Source organism: Micromonospora sp. NPDC050397, assembly GCF_044901685.1.
GTDB lineage: Bacteria > Actinomycetota > Actinomycetes > Mycobacteriales > Micromonosporaceae > Micromonospora_G.
Genome location: NZ_JBJDPS010000002.1, coordinates 820824 through 837173 on the forward strand (window position 1 = coordinate 820824; position 16350 = coordinate 837173).

A 16350-nucleotide genomic window follows, 5' to 3' on the forward strand; every position below is an offset into this window, starting at 1 on the left:
ACTGTATCACCGGCGGCTGTGCTCCGCCCGGCACAGCGACCGGCGGTGGCCAGGGCATCTTCACCGTCACCGATGACCGGGCCGCCCGGCGAGACGGACCGGCGTGTCGTGCCGTCGGGGGTGTGGCGGCCGGCGACGGTGGGTACGGCTTTTCGGTATGAGCGCGGAGACCAGTGACCGGAGTCAGGTGCAGCGACGGGCCGATTACCTGCTGCCGGAGGAACGGGTGGTGGGCAGCCAGGATCCGTTGGCGCAGGCGGAGGCGATCCTGGCCGAGTCGGACCGGCGTACGTCCGACGTGCCGGCGCAGTCGGACCCGTCCCCGCGGCGACGTACGTCGGCGGAGTCGGACCCGTCGTGGGAGCGACGTACGTCGGCGGAGACGGTGACCCCGACGGACTGAGCGGCGACGGCGGACGCCTCCGGGCGCGGCGCCGGGCGGGCAGGTCCGGGCGCGTGCCGCGCGGGTAGGTCCGGAGGCGGTGTCGGTTTTCTGCTCGACTGGCGCGTAACTTCCGCATCGTCGTAGTCTGCCGGCGGTCCGGCGTGGCGCCGGGTTGTCTGAAGGAGGCAATAGGGATGCTGGGACTCGAGAAGAAGCTCTCCAAGGCGTGGGAAGGCAAGAGCGCCCAGGAAATCGCCGACGCTCCGGTCACCGCGATCGAGGGCGTCTCGGCGGCCGACGCCGAGCACCTGCTCAAGGCGTTCGGCATCAAGACGGTCCGCGACTTCGGCACCAACAAGTACTTCCGGTGGGCCCAGTCCATCGCGACGCTGGCTGACTGATTCCCGCCGGTGCCCGCAGCCGGGCACCGGGTTGACGACCGGGGCGACGACCATCATGGTCGTCGCCCCGATCCGTCGGAGCCCGGCCGGGTCGACCGGACTACGCCACGGCTGGTGCCGTCGTCACGGCTGGAGCCACCAGGGGCTGCTGTAGGCCACGCCCCAGTCGTTGCACGGGTGCCCGGCCGGGCCGGGGCTCGGGTTGGCCTGGGTGGGGTCGGAGACGCGCAGCACCACCCAGTTGCCGTCGGCCAGGTTCAGCGGCACGGTGAACCGGGTGACCTGGCCGGCGACGGTGTCGATCACCTCGGGCACGGTGGGCGCGTTGGTGCCGGGGCGCAGCACCTGGATCCGCAGCGGCCTGCCGATCCACTCCGGACCCCGGTCGAGGTCCACCTCGAAGGTGACGTCGCCCTGGACCAGCGGAACCACACCACCCATCCGTACGCCGTTGGCGGTGGCGTCCAGGCGCAGGCCGGAGACCCGGGTGGCGAAGAACCGGCGGGCCCGCATCGCGGCCATCACCTCCTGCCGGGTGTTCTGGGTGACCCAGAGGCCCGTACGTCCCTTGCCCTCCGGGAAGCCCCAGTTGGTGCCGTGCTCGTCCGAGACACCGGTGAGTCCGGGACGCCAACCGGCGTTCAGGCAGGCGACCAGGGGAGAGGTCTGCCCGCTGCCCCAGCCGTCGAAGAGGTAGTCGTCGCCCCGGTTGAACATCTCCAGGCCGATCATCGGCTCCCGTACGGCCGAGTTGTAGCGGAAGTCGTCGAAGCGGCCGACCTCGCGGCCCGGGTGGTTGAACCCGGCCACCCCGCCCGAGCTGGCGATCCAACTGTAGAGCCGGCTCATGCTCGACGACTGGAGCAGGTCGGTGTAGTTGCCGCTGAACCAGACGTTGACGTGGCCGAGCAGCGGGTGCGACCACTCGAAGCCGCGGATCGCGGTGTACTGGCCGGGGTCGTCGGCGGCGTTGGCGAGCGCGCCGGTGCGGTCCCACTCCGAACGGGACAGTCCCTCGATGGAGAAGAGCGTGCTGTGGTCGGTGAGCGCCGCGACGTCGAGCCCGGCCTCGCGCATCGACGCGAACGCCAGCGCGGGATCGCCGTCGCCGTCGGACATCGCGGTGTGGTTGTGCAGGTCGGCGTGGACCAGCGTGGTCCCCTGGGTGATCGACGAGGTACGCGAGGCGCCGGTGGCCGCCGCCAGATCGGGGCCGCTGGCGAGCCCGGCGGTCGCGGCCCGCGCGGTGCCCGGGGCGGCGGCCAGCATCAGCAGCCCGCCTGCGGCGCTCGCCATCAGGGTGCGTCGGCTCGTACCGTCGTGGCTGTGCTCGTGGCCGCTGTGGTCGTGCCCGGTGTCCGGGTGGTTGTGCCCGTGGTCGGTGCCGGTGTGGTCGTGAGTCATGCCGGTCAGTGCATACGACGGTCGGCAACAGATAGATAGGCGCAGTTGTCTGGTTGGTGAAGAGTACGGATCGCTTACCGGACGGTCGCGACGTCCAGCAGGGCGGCGGCCACGTCCCGCGCGGCCATCGCCGACGAGGTGTCGTGGTCGAGCTGGGCGGCGACCGAGGCCCCGTCGTAGAGCAGGACGAGCTGACGCGCGAGCAGGTCCGGATCGGCGGCTCCGGCCTCCAGCGCGAGCCCTCGGAACAGCGAACGGACCCAGCCGCGGGCGTTGTCGCAGACCTCGGCGGCTCTGCTCCCCGGGGCCAGCTCGGCGCTGGCGTTGACAAACGCGCAGCCCCGGAAGTTCGGCTTGGCGAACGCGTCGGCCAGGGCGTCGAAGACGGCGAGCAGCCGCTCGCGGGGGGAGGTCAGCCCGTCGAGCTTGCGCGCCACCCGCTCCTGCCGGGCCGCGTGCCGGCGCAGCAGGTACGCCCGGACCAGCTCGTCCTTGCTGCCGAACGCGTTGTAGAGCGTCGCCTTCGCCACCCCGGCGTGCTCGATCACCCGGTCGATGCCGACCGAGTGGACGCCTTCCGCGTAGAACAGTTCGTCGGCGGCTGCCAGCAGCCGATCTCTGGCCGACGGACCGGTGCCTTTGACGGACATGGCGGCAAGGGTACTAGACAGACCGGCCTACCTGCTACGCCGCGAAGGGTGGTCGGAGTCGTCTCGTGCGGCTCGGGGCCGCCGCCCTGGTCGACTCTTTATGTCCTAAGGTATTGTCTCGCGCGGCATCACTTTATCCGCTACAGGATTCGCCACATCCCACCGACCCGAAACCGGAGACGACCCATGCCCGAGGTGACCCTGCACGACGGAAGCGTGCTCGATCTCGAAATCCACGGCACCGGCCCCACCCTGCTGCTACCGGTCGACCCGCGCCCGACCGAGGGGCCGGCGGCCGAGGAACTGCGACGCTGGGGGATGGACCCGGCCCTCGGCCGGAACCTGGTCGACGGGCTGTCGGACCTGTTCCGGGTGGTCGCCTTCGACTACGAGGGCCACCTCCGGGCCGCCCCGAAGGCCGACACGCTGACCCCGGACGCCATCAGCCGGGACCTGCTCGCCGTGGCCGACGCCGTGGGAGCCGACCGGTTCGCGTACTACGGGTATTCGTGGCTCGCGTTGAGCGGGCTGCAACTGGCGATCCGGACCGACCGCCTCTCGGCGCTGGTGATGGGCGGCTTCCCGCCGATCGACGGGCCGTACGCGCAGATGCTGGCGGTGACCATGGCGACGCACGACATGGCCGCCAATCCCCCGGCCGAAACGACCGGGTGGAGCGGCGCGGGAGAGTCGACCGGGCCCGAGGAGTACGACTGGTCGTCGGCCCCGGTGACGCTGAGCGAACCGCAGACCCGCCAGTACGTCACCCTCTACCAGGCGCTGCGAGGCTTCGACGACCAGGCGGTCCAGTCCCGGCTGACCTGCCCCCGGTTGTGCTTCGTCGGCTCGGCGGACAAGATCACGTACGGCGAGCGCTGGGGCGACGTGGTGGTCGACATCGCCGGTCCGGTGCTGCGCCGGGGCACGGAGTTGGAGTCCCTGGGCTGGGACGTGCGGGCGCTGGACGGCCTCGACCACACCCGGGCGATGCAGCCGGCACAGGTCCTGCCGGTCCTGCGCCCGTGGCTGATCGCCGCGCTCGGCGTCGACGCCACCCCGACGGCCGACGTTCGACGGTAGACAACGGGATCGTGGTCCGTCGGGCGGACCACGATCCCGTTGTATCTTGTGAGGCTGCGGCAACGTGCCGTACCAGGGACCGGGAGGTCGTCGCGTCCAGGGAACCCGAGCGCAGGCTCATCGCCTCGAACAAGAGGGCGCGGCACGACTACGCGATCCTCAAGACGTACGAGGCGGGCATCGCGCTGTTCGGCACCGAGGTCAAGTCGCTGCGGGCCGGGCGGGCGTCGTTGGTCGACGCGTTCGCCCAGGAGCGTGACGGCGAGCTCATGCTGTACGGGCTGCACATCCCGGAGTACGCGTACGGCACCTGGACCAACCACCAGCCGCGCCGGACCAGGAAACTGCTGCTGCATCGCGGTGAGATCAAGAAGATCCTGGACCAGGTACGCGATCCGGGGCTCACCCTGGTGCCGCTGTCGATGTACTTCGCCAACGGCTGGGCCAAGGTCGAACTCGGCCTCGCCCGGGGCAAGCGCTCCTACGACAAGCGGCAGGCGCTCGCCGAACGGGACGCCAACCGCGAGATCGCCCGCGCGTTGGGTCAGCACCTCAAAGGTCGCCTCCGGGCGGGCGACCGCTCGTCGTAGTCGCTACCGGACCGCCCAGCGCTGGCCGCTGCCGCCGTTGCAGTCGTAGAGCTGGGCCTTGCTGCCGTTGGCGGTGCCGCCGCCGGCCACCTCGACACAGCGGCCGGAGGCCGGGACGACGATCGACCCGTCGGCGGCGAAGGTGAAGCGCTGTGCGCCGGTGCCGTTGCAGGTCCAGATCTGCACCTTGGTGCCGTTGGCCGTGCCGCTGCCGGAGATGTCGAGGCAGCGGTCGCCGTACACCCGCAGTTCGCCGTTCGCGGTCCGGGTCCAGCGCTGGTTGGTGCCGCCGTGGCAGTCCCAGATGACCGCCTGGCTGCCGGCCGCGTTGCTGGCACCGTAGACGTCCAGGCAGCGGCCGGAGGCCGGATTGACCAGCGATACGGCGGTGCCGACCGGCGGCACGCCCGGCGGGGTCAGGCTGGCCGGTACGGCCTGGAGCGCGGCGAACCACCTCGCCGCCATCTTGTCGTAGCCACCGGCGTTGGGGTGCACCCCGTCGGCCAGGTCGGCCGTGGTCAGCGCCGAGTACATGTCGACCAGGTGGGTCCGGGAGCCCTTCTGCGCCACGATCCCGGGAATGGTCGCGTTGTACGCGCGCACCCGAGCGTCGAGCGTCGGGTTGGTCTCCGGGGTGATGGTGGCGACAAAGAGTTCCACCGTGGGGACGGTCGCCCGGATCTTGTCGATCAGGGCGGAGAGCCGGGCCGGCGCGTTTGCCACGTCGTAGTTCTGGTTCATGTCGTTGGTACCGATGTGCAGCAGTACGGTGCGCGGGGTGGTCGCCTGGAGCCAACCGACGATGTTCGCGTCGAGCTGGTCGATCCGCCAACCGGAGTGGCCCTCGTGGTCGCGGTCGCCGAGACTCGCCGGTCCGTTGGCGGCCGAGCCCACGAAGTCGACCGTGTGACCGCCGCCGACAAAGCGCTGCCACAGGTTGATCCGGTACCCGCCGGGCACGTTGAACCCGTCGGTGATCGAGTCACCGAGCGGCATGACGCGTACCCCGCCGTTCGACTCGGCCTGGGCCGGCGTGGCCGGGGCCAGGGCGAACCCGGTGGCGAGGGCGAGTCCGAGGCCGGCGGCGGCGAGCCGACGTACGTTCCATCGCATGGGCGATCCTCTCGTCGGTGCCGCCTCTGGGACGGGTCGCGGGAGACCGCTGGGCTGGAGCGGCGACGACGGGACAGGCGGCTACATCGAGAGTTGACGATGTAATGGAGGTCGCGCGAGCCCAACGGCTAGCCGGGTCGGACGAACGTCCACCCCGCTGCGCCGAACGGTCACCTGGCCCGAATCGGCCGGGTGTCAGTCGCTCACCAGATCCGGGTCGGCGTAACGGCGCATTTTGCCGTGGTCGCCCGGAAGGCCGTACTCGGCGACCAGCATGCTGAAGTTGCCGAAGTCGAACTCGTCGTAGCGCCAGCTCCCCGGTGCGTCGGCGAGCACCCGGACCAGCCGGCGCTGCCGCTCGTCGAGCTGCTCGAAGGGTGCCGGTCCGGGCACCGGGCCGTCCGGGAAGGCGTACCGCAGCGCCTCACCCAGCACGGTCAGCGCCTCCTCGGCGTGCACCAGGGGCAACCGGGCCAGGGTGGCGGCGAACGCCGCGTCGGCGCTGGCCGGACCGAGCTGGCGCAGCGCCAGGGTGGCGTAGCCGGCGAGGTCGCCGCCGAGGAAGGGGAACTCCTGGTCGCGCCGGCTGCCGCCGCCGGCCCAGTGGAGCAACTCCGTCGCCACCCGGGGGTCGGCGGCCGGGCCGTCCAGCCGGGCCAGCGCGATCGCGCCGGCCCAGCGGACCAGCGGGCGCGGGTCGTCCAGGGCCGCGCGGGCGAGCCGGGCGCTGCCGTCCGCGCCGAGCAGCCCGGCCGAGACCAGTGCGACGGCGACCAGGCCCTGGTCCGCGTCGGCCTCGGCGACCAGGTCCGCCAGGGCCGCGAGGCTCGGCTCCGCTCCGGCGGGCGCGGCGTCCGCCGGAAACCACCCCAGGGTGTACGCGGCGATGGTGCGCAGGCCGAGGTCGGCGCCGTCGAGCAGGGAACGCAGCACCGGCAGCCCGTCGCGCACCGCCTCCCATCCACGCAGTGCGGCGTACGTGTCGACGGCGACGTGCTCCGCCGTGGTACGTCCGGTCCGTCCCCGGGCCAGCACCTCCGCGCCACCCGAGGCCCGTTGCCGAAGCTCGTCGATCCGGATGCCGTCGGGCAGCCACGCCTCGTCGGAGCCGATCGCGATCCAGACCAGCAACAACGCGACAAACTCCCGGTCTGCCTGGGCCGGATCCGCGACCAGGTCGAGCAGGGCCGGGACGGCGTACGCGCTCGCCTGGTAGCGGGTGCCCTGGTGGACCAGGCTGTGCAGCAACTCGCCGAACGCCCCGTGTCGCGTCTCCTGGTCGCCGCTGGCCAACTCGCCCAGCAGTCCCGGGATGTCCTCGGCCGTGCCGTACGCGTGCTCCAATGTGGACCAGTCGACCGTGTTGCCCAGCTCCGGCATCGGCCCATCCTGCCACCCGGGTGCGACGGATCCCGCTCAGCCGCGCTTGAGCAGCCGGCCGACGGCGGCCATCATCTCGGTGGCCATCTCGTCGGCACGTCCCTCGGCCGCGCCCTCGTGCATGCAGTGCCGGGTGTGCCCGTCCAGCAGCCCGAGGGCGACCTTGTCGAGAGCGGCCTGGATCGCGGAGATCTGGGTGAGGATGTCGATGCAGTAGCGGTCGTCCTCGACCATCTTCTCGATGCCGCGCACCTGCCCCTCGACGCGTCGCAGCCGGGAGAGGAGCTGGTCCTTGCTGGCGGTGTAACCGCGGGTCGGGGTGGGTTCGGCGGAGGTCATGCATCGAGTGTAGCTAACCCCCGGGGGGTATGTTACCTTTCCTGGTACTGGTACCCCCAGGGGGTATATGGTCGAGGTGACGGTGAGGAGATGACGGGAATGCGACCCGACATGGCGGACCAGCCGAACCCATCGGACACCGGGTCACATCAGCACCATGGCGGACACCAGGGACATGACAAGCACGCCGGGCACGACCCGGAGGCGTTCCGGCGCAAGTTCTGGCTGAGCCTGGCGCTGACCGTACCGATCGTGGTCACCAGCCACATGGTGATGGAATGGTTCGGCTACCGGCTCGACTTTCCGGGCATGTCCTGGGTCGGCCCGGTGCTCGGGACGGCGGTCTTCTTCTACGGAGGCTGGCCGTTCCTGGTCGGCGGGATCCGGGAGATCCGGGACCGGGCGCCCGGCATGATGCTGCTTATCTCGATGGCGATCACCGTCGCGTACGTCGCCTCCGTGGCGACCAGCGCGGGCGCGTTCGACCTCGACTTCTGGTGGGAGCTGGCCGCACTGGTGACCATCATGCTGCTCGGTCACTGGCAGGAGATGAAGGCGATCGGTCAGGCGCGCGGAGCGTTGAGCGCCCTGGCGGCGCTCCTGCCCGACGACGCCGAGCGGATCGACGGCGACGGGCGGGTGACCCGGGTGCCGGTGCCCGACCTGCGGGTGGACGATCTTGTCCTGGTCCGCTCCGGGGCCCGGGTGCCGGCCGACGGGAGGATCGTCGACGGGCGGGCCGAGCTGGACGAGTCGATGATCACCGGGGAGTCCCGGCCGGTCCGGCGGGAGGTCGGCGACCGGGTGGTGGCCGGCACGGTGGCGACCGACTCGGCGATCCGGGTCCGGGTGGCGGCGGTGGGCGAGGACACCGCGCTCGCCGGCATCCAACGGCTGGTCGCCCAGGCACAGGCGTCGAGCGGTCGGGCGCAGGTGCTCGCCGACCGGTTCGCCGCGCTGCTGTTCTACGTCGCCGTCTCCGCCGCCGTACTGACCTTTGCCGCCTGGGGCGCCTTCGGCGACCTCGACGAGTCGGTGGTGCGAACCGTGACGGTGCTGGTGATCGCCTGCCCGCACGCCCTCGGGCTGGCGATCCCGCTGGTGATCGCGCTGTCGACGGCGGTGGCGGCCAAGGCCGGCATCCTGGTCAAGGACCGGCTGGCACTGGAGCGGATGCGGACCGTGCAGGCGGTGCTCTTCGACAAGACCGGGACCCTGACCAGGGGCGTGCACACGCTGACCGACCTGGCCGCCGCGCCCGGGCAGGACCCCGACGAGGTGCTCCGGCTGGCCGGCGCGGTCGAGGCGGACAGCGAGCACCCGCTCGCCAGGGCGATCGTCACCGCCGCCGAGGCGCGCGGCCGGACCGCCGTCGCGACCGGGTTCCGGTCGCTGACCGGGCGCGGCGTCCGCGCGACGGTCGACGGCACCGAGTACGCCGTGGGCGGTCCCGCCCTGCTCGAGGAGCTGGACGCGAGTGTGCCGCCGGAGTTGTCGGCCAGCACCGAACAGTGGTCGGGTCGGGGCGCCGCGGTGCTGCACCTGGTGCGGTTCGAGGCACGGGGCGCGCGGGTGCTGGGCGCACTCGGGCTGGCCGACGAGATTCGCCCCGAGGCACGACAGGCGATCCGACAACTGCGCGACCAGGGCGTACGGAAAATCGTCATGATCACCGGTGATGCCCGTGCGGTGGCCGAGGCGGTCGCCGCCGACCTCGGCTTCCGGCCCGGGGTGGACGAGGTCTTCGCCGAGGTGCTGCCGGCGGAGAAGGACCGGGCGGTGGCCGACCTGCAGGCGCGCGGACTGCGGGTGGCGATGGTCGGTGACGGCGTCAACGACGCGCCGGCGCTGGCCCGCGCGGACGTCGGGATCGCGATCGGCGCCGGCACCGACGTGGCGATCGAGTCCGCGGCGGTGGTGCTCGCCTCGTCCGACCCGCGCGGGGTGACCGGGGTGATCCGGCTGTCGAAGCTCTCCTACCGCAAGATGCTCCAGAACCTCGGCTGGGCGGCCGGCTACAACCTGGTCGCGATCCCGCTCGCCGCCGGGGTGCTCGCCTGGGCCGGTCTGACGCTCAGCCCGGCGATCGGTGCGGTGCTGATGTCCGCCTCCACCATCGTGGTCGCGCTCAACGCGCAACTGCTGCGCGCCGTCCGGCTCGCCCCCGAACAGCAGTAGCCGGTGTGGACCCGGCCGGGCGGACGGCTGGGTCCACACCGGCTTCGGTCACCCGCCGAGGCCGGCGACATCCACCAGGTTGGCGCCGGACGGCGGGGCGAAGAGGCGCTCGTCCACGCTCCCGGAGAACTTCGACAGCTCCAGGGCGCCGTGCTCGCCGGTGTTCAGGCTCCCGGAGAACGAGGCCAGTACGCCGGACTCGGTGACGCAGACCGAGAAGTCCCGGAGCAGTTCGTCCGTACCGCCCTGCGGGTCCTCGATCCCGGTGACGTCGGCGCAGAGCGAGTCCTGACCGGCGATCGTCTTCTCCGACGTCTCCACGTCGGTGTTCGGCACTATCGCGGCGGCGGCCACCAGTCCCAGGGCCAGTTCCGGGGTGACAAAGCCCGGTCCGGCCACACCGGCGACCATCGTGGCGTCCGGACCGGCCACGCCGGCCGCGTTGTTCGCCACCCGCTGGCACTCGTTCCCATCACAAATGATCATGCTTTCGGCCGTGGTGATCAGGCGACCGTCGGCGCTGACCAGCACCGACCGGGGCGGCTGCTGGGCGAGGGTGATCGTGCCGCCCTCGCCGCCGACGACCCGGTACTCGGCGGTGTAGGTGAGTTCGGCCGCCTTGCCCAACCGGTCGGCGAACTCGGACAGCGCGCCGGCGGTGTCGACGGCGTTCTGGACGGTGCTGATGACGCCGCATCCGGCGCCGAGGAGAACGACGGTGCTGAGACTGACGAGCAGGCCGGCGAGGCGGCCACGAGACGAGGTCATGCCAGTGACTGTGCGGCCGGCGGCGGCTGCCGAACGGGTACGCGACCGCAGGCGGCACGAATCCGGGATGGCCGTGGGGGGTACCGGACGGGACGCCGCCGGGGGAGCGGTGACGCTCGCGTGATCAGTGGTAATTGCGTTGAGTGATCCCGGATTTCCAGAGAGGCTGGAGGCTCTCCACCCACGACGTCCGGGAGCTTCCGATGCGCCTGCTCCGCGATCTGTGGGCCACCTCACCGCGCCGGGTCGCGGCCGTGGCCTGCCTCATCGTGCTCGGTGCCGGCGGGCAGGCGGCCGCCGCCGCGCTGGCCGGCCCCGTCCTGCTCGGGCGTTCGGCCGGGCTCTTCGCCCTGCTCGCCCTCGCCCTGGTGGTCGCCGTGCTCAGCGACCTGGTGGTGGGTCTCGTCGCGGCCGGGCTCACCGCCGACTGGGCGGCCGACGTACGTCGCCGGCTGTGTCGGGTCGCGTTCGGCCAGGACCTGCCGAGGCTGGAGACCACCCCGGTCGGTGAGTTGCTCGACCGGATCGACGGCGACGTCTACCAGGTGGCGTCCGAGTTACGGGGCAGCGGGATCAGGATCGCCCAGATGCTCTGCCTCGGGCTGCTGTCGATCGTGGTCGCGGTCGGCGTGTGGTGGCCGGCCGGGCTGGCGATGGTCGTACTCGCCGTGGTGCTCGTGATCGGGCTGGCCGGACCGACCCAGCGGATCGGTCCGGCCCGGATGCACGAGGAGGAAGCCTGGTCGGACCTGGCCGCCGTGATGGAGGAGGCGATCCACGGGCAGGACGACATCCGTACCAGCCTGGCCCGGCCGTACGTCCTGCGCAGTTACGCCCAGCGGGCCAGCCGGGTGCTGGCCCGGGGACGGGTGGTCTGGGGGATGTCCGCCAATGTCACCACCATCGCCGTCGGGGTGACCCGGACCGGTATCGCCGCGGTCGTACTCGGTGGGATCTGGGCACTGACGACCGGCCGGATCGACGGCGCCCGCCTGACCGCGATCTGGCTGCTCGCCCTCGCCTTCGGGGCGACCGTCGAGCACGCCAGCCGGATGGTGCCCGAGTTGCAGTACGCCCTCGGCGCCTGGGGGCGGGTGCAGTTGCTGCGCGACTCGCCGCAGGAGCCCGTCGGCGGCGTCGCCGCGACCGACGGCGACCTGGAAATACGGGATCTGACGTTCGGCTACGGCACGGCCGACCCGGACGGCGGGCGCCGGCCGGCGCTGCGTGACGTACGGCTCTCCTTCGTCCGGGGCCGCTCGTACGCCCTGATCGGCCGCACCGGTTCGGGCAAGTCGACGCTGGCGAAGGTGCTCAGCCGGGCGGTGGAGGTGCCGCCCGGCACGGTCTGGCTCGGCGACGTCGACCTGGTCGACCTCGATCTGGAGGGACTGCGCCGATGGGTCGGCGTGGTCCCGCAACGCACCGAGATCCTGGCCGGCACGCTCGCCGAGAACGTCGCTCTGTTCGACCCCGAACTGCGCGACCAGGCAGCCCGCGCGCTGGACGAACTCGGCCTGGCCGCCTGGGTGGCCGACCTTCCCGACGGGATCGAGACCCGGCTCGGCGAGGGCGGGTACGTGCTCTCCGCCGGCCAGGAGCAGCTCGTCGCGTTCGCCCGGATCCTGGTCCGGGACCCGCACGTGGTGATCCTCGACGAGGCCACCGCCCGGATGGACCCGGTCACCGAGGCGCGCGTACAGGCGGCCACCGAACGGCTGCTCCGGGACCGGATCGGCATCGTCATCGCACACCGGCTCTCCTCGGTGCGGCGCTGCGACGAGGTGGTGGTGCTCGCCGACGGCGAGGTGGTCGAGGCGGGGCCGCTGGTCCAGTCGCAGCGGTTCGCCCGACTGCTGGCCAGCAGCCAGGGGGACGCGTACGCGGAACCGGACCTTGACCGGATTCGCCGGGTCGAGTTGGCCGTCGAGGTCGGTGCCGGGGTCGGGGCGGGCGGCGGCTCGACGCTCACCGCCGCCGAGGCCGACACCTGGCCGATCGGCCCCGACGACCGACAGGACCCGGCACCGGCACAGGTGGTACGCGAACCGTCCGCCGCCGCGCCGAGGGTCGACCCGCCCCCGCTGCCGGAACCCGCACGGGCCCGTACGATGCGGGAGATCTTCCGGCTCGTCGGCAACGACGCCCGGTTCGGCCTCGGCGCGTTGGTCCTCTTCGCGCTCATGGTGCTGCTCGGGTTGGACGGCGCGGTGCTGCCCTGGCTCTGGGCGGACCTGGTCGACGGTCGGGGCGACCCGCTCGGGCCGGCGCTCTGGATCGTCGCGTCGCTGATCTTCGTGGTGCCGATGTCGTACTACACCGCGCTCTGGTTCCCCGAGTGGTGGGTCCGGCAGATGCTGCGGATCAGCATGCGGCTGGTGCACGGCCAGACCGGGCCGCGCCGGGTCAGCGCGCACACCCCGGCGGAGGTGGTCGCCCAGGGCGGCGACACCGAGCGGGTGGTGATGCTCGCCGACAACCTGCTGGACCAGGCGGCCTGCGTCGTCCTGCTGATCTCGATGACCGTGGTGTCGGGCTCGCTCGTGCCGACCCTCCTGTTCGGCGTCACCATGCTGCTCTCCGGGCTGGTGGCGGCGCTGTTCGGTCCGCTGCTGGAACGGTCGGCGCGCAAGACGGTAGCCGCGCGGGCGGCCTTCGCCACCGCGCTGGTGTCGTCGCTGTCGGCGGCGCGGACGGTCAAGCTCGCGGGCGCGACCCAGTCGGTCCTGGCCCACCTGGCCCGGCTCGACATCGTCCGCAGCGACCGGCAGCGGCGGGAGATCGCGAGCATGGTGTGGGCGAGGTCGACCCCGTCGATGGTCGGTGGGTTGCTGCCGATCGCCGCGTGGGCGCTCTACCTCAACGGTTCGCTGTCGTCGGCGGCGACGCTGGTGGCGGTCTCGACCCTGAGCGCCGCCCGGTGGTTCGCCTGGACCACGGCGTCGCTGGTGTCCCAGCTCCCGTCGGCCCGGGTCTGGACCCGGCGTACGGTCGCGATGACCGGGATCGGCGTCTACTCGGCCGAGGTGCCCGGGGTGGACCTCTCCGCCGGTACGGCGCCCGCGCCGGTGGCGGCTCCCCGGCACCCGCTGCGCCGGCTGGACCTGGTCGGGTTCACCGCCGTGCACGAGGACGGCACGCTCGGCGTCCGTGACGTCGACCTGACCATCGAGAGCGGGCAGCTCGTGCTGGTGGTCGGCCCGGTCGGGTCGGGCAAGTCGTCGCTGCTACGGGCCCTGGCCGGGATCGTGCACCACACCGGGGCGCTGCGCTGGAACGGGCAGCCGGTCACCGAACCCGAGATCTTCCTCCGCCCGAACCAGGTCGGGTACGTCGCGCAACTGCCCCGGGTGCTCTCCGGGACGGTCGCGGACAACATCCGGCTCGGGCACGAGGTGGACGCCGTGGGTGCGATCTCCACCGCGCAACTGGAGCACGACCTCGCCTCGGCCGGCGGCGGTCTCGGGCTGCTGATCGGTCACAAGGGAACCCGGCTCTCCGGCGGCCAGTTGCAACGGCTGGCCCTGGCCCGGGCGCTGGCACCGCGTACGGAGCTGCTGATCGCCGACGACGTCTCGTCGGCCCTCGACGTCACCACCGAACTGGAGCTGTGGCGGGCGCTGCGCGGGCACGGCGTGACCGTGGTCGGCTCGACGTCCAAACGCGCCGCGTTGGCCCAGGCCGATCTGGTGGTGGTGCTGATCGACGGGGCGGTCGTGGCCCAGGGAAGCTGGCCGGAACTGGCCGACAACTGGGGACATCTCGCCGGATAGCGCCTCCGGCTCCGGCCGGAGACACACGTCAGGTTTTTCCGTACACGTTCTTTCGTGTAGCTACATGGAAAAACATGTAGGAAGTTTCCGGACAACGCTCGTCGGCGCCGGGGGCGATCATGTCGGCCGGCTCGGTGGTCGGCGCGTACGGCGTCCGGCGAGCAGCAGCGCGATCACGGCGATCGTCGTCACGACCAGCAGGACGACCCCGATGCCCACGATCAGCCGGGCGGTGCCGACCAGACGCCCCGGCTGCGCCTCGGGTGCCGAGGCGGCGGTGGAGGGACCACCCGTCGGGGCGGCCCCGGCGACCGGGGAGGTCCGCTCGGGCGCGGCCCGGGTGGTCGGGCTGTTCGGGCTGTTCGGGGTGGGTCCGCCGGTCGGGGTGTAGCCGAGGATCGTCGGCAGCGTGCCGGCGGGTTGGTCGCTGGTCTCGCTCACGGTCAGCAGGGACCGACCGTCCCGGCTGTACGTGATCGATTCGCCCTGCGGCTCGTTCGGCAGCGGGGTGATCCGGGGCTCTCCCTCGGTCACCGCCTTGGCCACGTCGCCGTCGGTGACGTCGAACTCGAAGGCGTCGGCGTAGGTACGCAACACCACCCGGGTGCCGTCCGCCGAGGTGGCGCCCCCGGTGACCACCAGCCGGCCCAGCACCCCCCACGGGTTGCCGGTCCCCGTGCTGGGCAGACCGAACTGCCCGACCCGACGCAACGGTACGGTCGCGCCGGCACGCGGCGGTTGGGCCGGTGCGTACAGGCGGGCGGTGCCGGGGTCCTTGGTCACCACGATCGGCGTGCCGTCACCGGCGAGCAGCAGCGCCTCCGCGTCGTGCGCCCCGTCGGGGTAGGTGAACCGGTGGGCGACCGGCGAGTTGGCTCCCCGGGCCAGCCGCCACAGCCCGATCGTCTCCCTGACCCGGTCGTTGTCGCCGATGTCGGCGACCCAGATCGTGCCGTCACGGGCGATCGCCATGTCCTCGGTGTCCCGGGGGCGGCTCGGGTAGGAGACCGTCCGGGTGACCCGGCACCGCCGGTCGAGGAAGAAGACCTTCCGGCGGCTTTCCAGGTCGGCGCTGTCGTTGACGGCGACGTAACCATCGTCGGTGGCGGCCAGTCCGGAGATCTCGGTGAGCCGGTTGTCGCCGATCGTGCAGACCTTCGTGCCACCGGCCAGCACCACCTTGCTGGCACCGCCCAGCGCGGCCGGCACCATGGCGGGCGCCGGGGTACGCGGCCCGGCCGGCGGCCCGCCGGTCGCCAGCCCGAGCAGTGCCACCAGCAGCACCCCGACGCGCAACATCGGGCAAGTCTGCCACCCTGGCCCGGTCCCGGATCCGGGCGGGCCGGTCGACCCGACCCGCCCCGGCGGGACCGGACCGTTACTTGGCGAGGAAGGCGAGCAGGGCCTCGTTGACCTCCTCGGCGTGGGTCCAGAGCAGGCCGTGCGGCGCACCGTCGATCTCGACGTACTCCGCCTTCGGGAGCAGGTCGCGGAACGGGCGGGCGGTGGCGTCGATCGGCAGGATGTTGTCCGCGGTGCCGTGCAGGATGAGCGTGGGCACGTCGATCTTCGGGATGTCGGCCCGGAAGTCGGTGACCCAGGTCGGCACCGCCGCGCTCGACGCGAACCAGGACGCCCCGGCGGCGACGTTCCAACTGTTGCGCAGGGCCTCCTCGGAGAGCCGGGTGCCGAGGTTCTCGTCGGTGTTGTAGAAGCTCTTGTAGAAGTCGCTGAAGTACGCGTACCGGTCGGCGGTCACCGCGGCCAGGATGCCGTCGAAGACCTCCTGCGGCACGCCGGTCGGGTTGTCGTCCGTCTTGAGCAGGAACGGTTCGAGGGAGGCGAGGAAGGCCGCCTTCGCGATCCGGGCCGACCCGTACCGGCCGAGGTAACGGCCGACCTCGCCGGTGCCCATGGAGAAGCCGACCAGGATCACGTTGTCGAGGTCGAGGGTGTCGAGTACGACCTTCAGGTCGGCGGCGAAGGTGTCGTAGTCGTAGCCGACCGTGGGCTGGCTGGACCGGCCGAAGCCACGGCGGTCGTACGTGATGACCCGGTAGCCGGCCTTGAGCAGCGCCGCGCTCTGCTTCTCCCAGGAGTGGCCGTCGAGCGGGTAGCCGTGGATGAGCACGACCGGCTGACCCTCGCCGTGGTCCTCGTAGTAGAGGTCGATGCTGGTGCTGTTCTCGGAGCCGACGGTGATGAAGGGCATCTCTGCCTCCGGAGGATCGTGGAGAACGGTCGTTCTCGCTTCGTGTAGTAGCCTAGATAACGATCGTTCTCCGTGCA

14 protein-coding genes are annotated in these 16350 nt (G+C 71.9%); 6 read left to right on the forward strand and 8 right to left on the reverse strand.

The features are described from left to right. Nucleotides 1–157: 157 nt before the first annotated feature. A complete protein-coding gene (locus tag ACI2K4_RS09870) occupies nt 158–403 on the forward strand; it encodes a hypothetical protein (protein ID WP_404510061.1) in 246 nt (81 codons plus the stop codon). A 176-nt stretch (nt 404–579) separates the two neighbouring features. Beyond that, complete coding sequence (locus ACI2K4_RS09875) at nt 580–786, forward strand: hypothetical protein (RefSeq protein WP_404510062.1); 207 nt, start codon at nt 580–582, stop codon at nt 784–786. 123 nt (nt 787–909) lie between these two features. On the opposite strand, the gene ACI2K4_RS09880 is transcribed toward ACI2K4_RS09875, so the two are convergent. Together ACI2K4_RS09880 and ACI2K4_RS09885 are read right to left on the reverse strand one after the other, a co-directional pair. Then, nucleotides 910–2190, reverse strand: a complete 1281-nt coding sequence (locus ACI2K4_RS09880) for a CehA/McbA family metallohydrolase (protein ID WP_404510063.1) — start codon at nt 2188–2190, stop codon at nt 910–912. Nucleotides 2191–2264: 74 nt separating this feature from the next. After that, nucleotides 2265–2840 (reverse strand): TetR/AcrR family transcriptional regulator, encoded by a 576-nt coding sequence (locus ACI2K4_RS09885; protein WP_404510064.1) that lies wholly within the window; start codon nt 2838–2840, stop codon nt 2265–2267. A gap of 186 nt (nt 2841–3026) precedes the next feature. On the opposite strand from ACI2K4_RS09885, the gene ACI2K4_RS09890 reads away from it, so the two are divergent. Beyond that, a complete protein-coding gene (locus ACI2K4_RS09890; protein WP_404510065.1) occupies nt 3027–3920 on the forward strand; it encodes an alpha/beta fold hydrolase in 894 nt (297 codons plus the stop codon). 11 nt (nt 3921–3931) lie between these two features. Continuing rightward, on the forward strand, nt 3932–4510 hold the full coding sequence (gene smpB, locus ACI2K4_RS09895; protein WP_404510066.1) for an SsrA-binding protein SmpB: 579 nt from the start codon (nt 3932–3934) through the stop codon (nt 4508–4510). 3 nt (nt 4511–4513) lie between these two features. Here smpB and ACI2K4_RS09900 read toward each other — a convergent pair whose 3' ends face one another. From ACI2K4_RS09900 to ACI2K4_RS09910, 3 genes are all read right to left on the reverse strand, one after another. Beyond that, complete coding sequence (locus ACI2K4_RS09900; RefSeq protein ID WP_404510067.1) at nt 4514–5623, reverse strand: ricin-type beta-trefoil lectin domain protein; 1110 nt, start codon at nt 5621–5623, stop codon at nt 4514–4516. Nucleotides 5624–5818: 195 nt separating this feature from the next. Further along, nucleotides 5819–7003 carry a HEAT repeat domain-containing protein gene (locus tag ACI2K4_RS09905; protein WP_404510068.1) on the reverse strand — a complete coding sequence of 395 codons (1185 nt, stop codon included), beginning with the start codon at nt 7001–7003 and terminating at the stop codon, nt 5819–5821. Between the two features lie 36 nt (nt 7004–7039). Beyond that, nucleotides 7040–7342, reverse strand: coding sequence for a metal-sensitive transcriptional regulator (locus ACI2K4_RS09910; RefSeq protein ID WP_404510069.1), 303 nt, complete (start codon nt 7340–7342; stop codon nt 7040–7042). Between the two features lie 99 nt (nt 7343–7441). Here ACI2K4_RS09910 and ACI2K4_RS09915 point away from each other — a divergent pair, with 99 nt between their 5' ends. Then, nucleotides 7442–9520 (forward strand): heavy metal translocating P-type ATPase, encoded by a 2079-nt coding sequence (locus ACI2K4_RS09915; protein ID WP_404510316.1) that lies wholly within the window; start codon nt 7442–7444, stop codon nt 9518–9520. Nucleotides 9521–9568: 48 nt separating this feature from the next. Here ACI2K4_RS09915 and ACI2K4_RS09920 read toward each other — a convergent pair whose 3' ends face one another. After that, the gene (locus tag ACI2K4_RS09920; protein ID WP_404510070.1) at nt 9569–10288 is read right to left on the reverse strand and encodes a hypothetical protein; all 720 of its coding nucleotides are present in this window, start codon (nt 10286–10288) and stop codon (nt 9569–9571) included. 203 nt (nt 10289–10491) lie between these two features. Here ACI2K4_RS09920 and ACI2K4_RS09925 point away from each other — a divergent pair, with 203 nt between their 5' ends. Continuing rightward, nucleotides 10492–14061: an ATP-binding cassette domain-containing protein gene (locus ACI2K4_RS09925; RefSeq protein ID WP_404510071.1), complete on the forward strand. Its 3570-nt coding sequence runs from the start codon at nt 10492–10494 to the stop codon at nt 14059–14061. Between the two features lie 117 nt (nt 14062–14178). On the opposite strand, the gene ACI2K4_RS09930 is transcribed toward ACI2K4_RS09925, so the two are convergent. After that, the gene (locus tag ACI2K4_RS09930; RefSeq protein WP_404510072.1) at nt 14179–15360 is read right to left on the reverse strand and encodes a hypothetical protein; all 1182 of its coding nucleotides are present in this window, start codon (nt 15358–15360) and stop codon (nt 14179–14181) included. A 79-nt stretch (nt 15361–15439) separates the two neighbouring features. Beyond that, nucleotides 15440–16273 carry an alpha/beta fold hydrolase gene (locus ACI2K4_RS09935; protein ID WP_404510073.1) on the reverse strand — a complete coding sequence of 278 codons (834 nt, stop codon included), beginning with the start codon at nt 16271–16273 and terminating at the stop codon, nt 15440–15442. Between the last annotated feature and the right edge of the window lie 77 nt (nt 16274–16350).

Excerpts from the sequence above, each read along its gene's own strand:
- ACI2K4_RS09925 (WP_404510071.1), top strand. The coding sequence starts at position 10,492 with ATGCGCCTGCTCCGCGATCTGTGGGCCACCTCACCGCGCCGGGTCGCG.
- ACI2K4_RS09905 (WP_404510068.1), bottom strand. The coding sequence starts at position 7,003 with ATGCCGGAGCTGGGCAACACGGTCGACTGGTCCACATTGGAGCACGCG.
- ACI2K4_RS09875 (WP_404510062.1), top strand. The coding sequence starts at position 580 with ATGCTGGGACTCGAGAAGAAGCTCTCCAAGGCGTGGGAAGGCAAGAGC.
- ACI2K4_RS09915 (WP_404510316.1), top strand. The coding sequence starts at position 7,442 with ATGCGACCCGACATGGCGGACCAGCCGAACCCATCGGACACCGGGTCA.
- ACI2K4_RS09930 (WP_404510072.1), bottom strand. The coding sequence starts at position 15,360 with ATGTTGCGCGTCGGGGTGCTGCTGGTGGCACTGCTCGGGCTGGCGACC.
- ACI2K4_RS09870 (WP_404510061.1), top strand. The coding sequence starts at position 158 with ATGAGCGCGGAGACCAGTGACCGGAGTCAGGTGCAGCGACGGGCCGAT.
- ACI2K4_RS09935 (WP_404510073.1), bottom strand. The coding sequence starts at position 16,273 with ATGCCCTTCATCACCGTCGGCTCCGAGAACAGCACCAGCATCGACCTC.
- ACI2K4_RS09885 (WP_404510064.1), bottom strand. The coding sequence starts at position 2,840 with ATGTCCGTCAAAGGCACCGGTCCGTCGGCCAGAGATCGGCTGCTGGCA.
- ACI2K4_RS09920 (WP_404510070.1), bottom strand. The coding sequence starts at position 10,288 with ATGACCTCGTCTCGTGGCCGCCTCGCCGGCCTGCTCGTCAGTCTCAGC.
- ACI2K4_RS09880 (WP_404510063.1), bottom strand. The coding sequence starts at position 2,190 with ATGACTCACGACCACACCGGCACCGACCACGGGCACAACCACCCGGAC.
- ACI2K4_RS09900 (WP_404510067.1), bottom strand. The coding sequence starts at position 5,623 with ATGCGATGGAACGTACGTCGGCTCGCCGCCGCCGGCCTCGGACTCGCC.
- ACI2K4_RS09890 (WP_404510065.1), top strand. The coding sequence starts at position 3,027 with ATGCCCGAGGTGACCCTGCACGACGGAAGCGTGCTCGATCTCGAAATC.
- ACI2K4_RS09910 (WP_404510069.1), bottom strand. The coding sequence starts at position 7,342 with ATGACCTCCGCCGAACCCACCCCGACCCGCGGTTACACCGCCAGCAAG.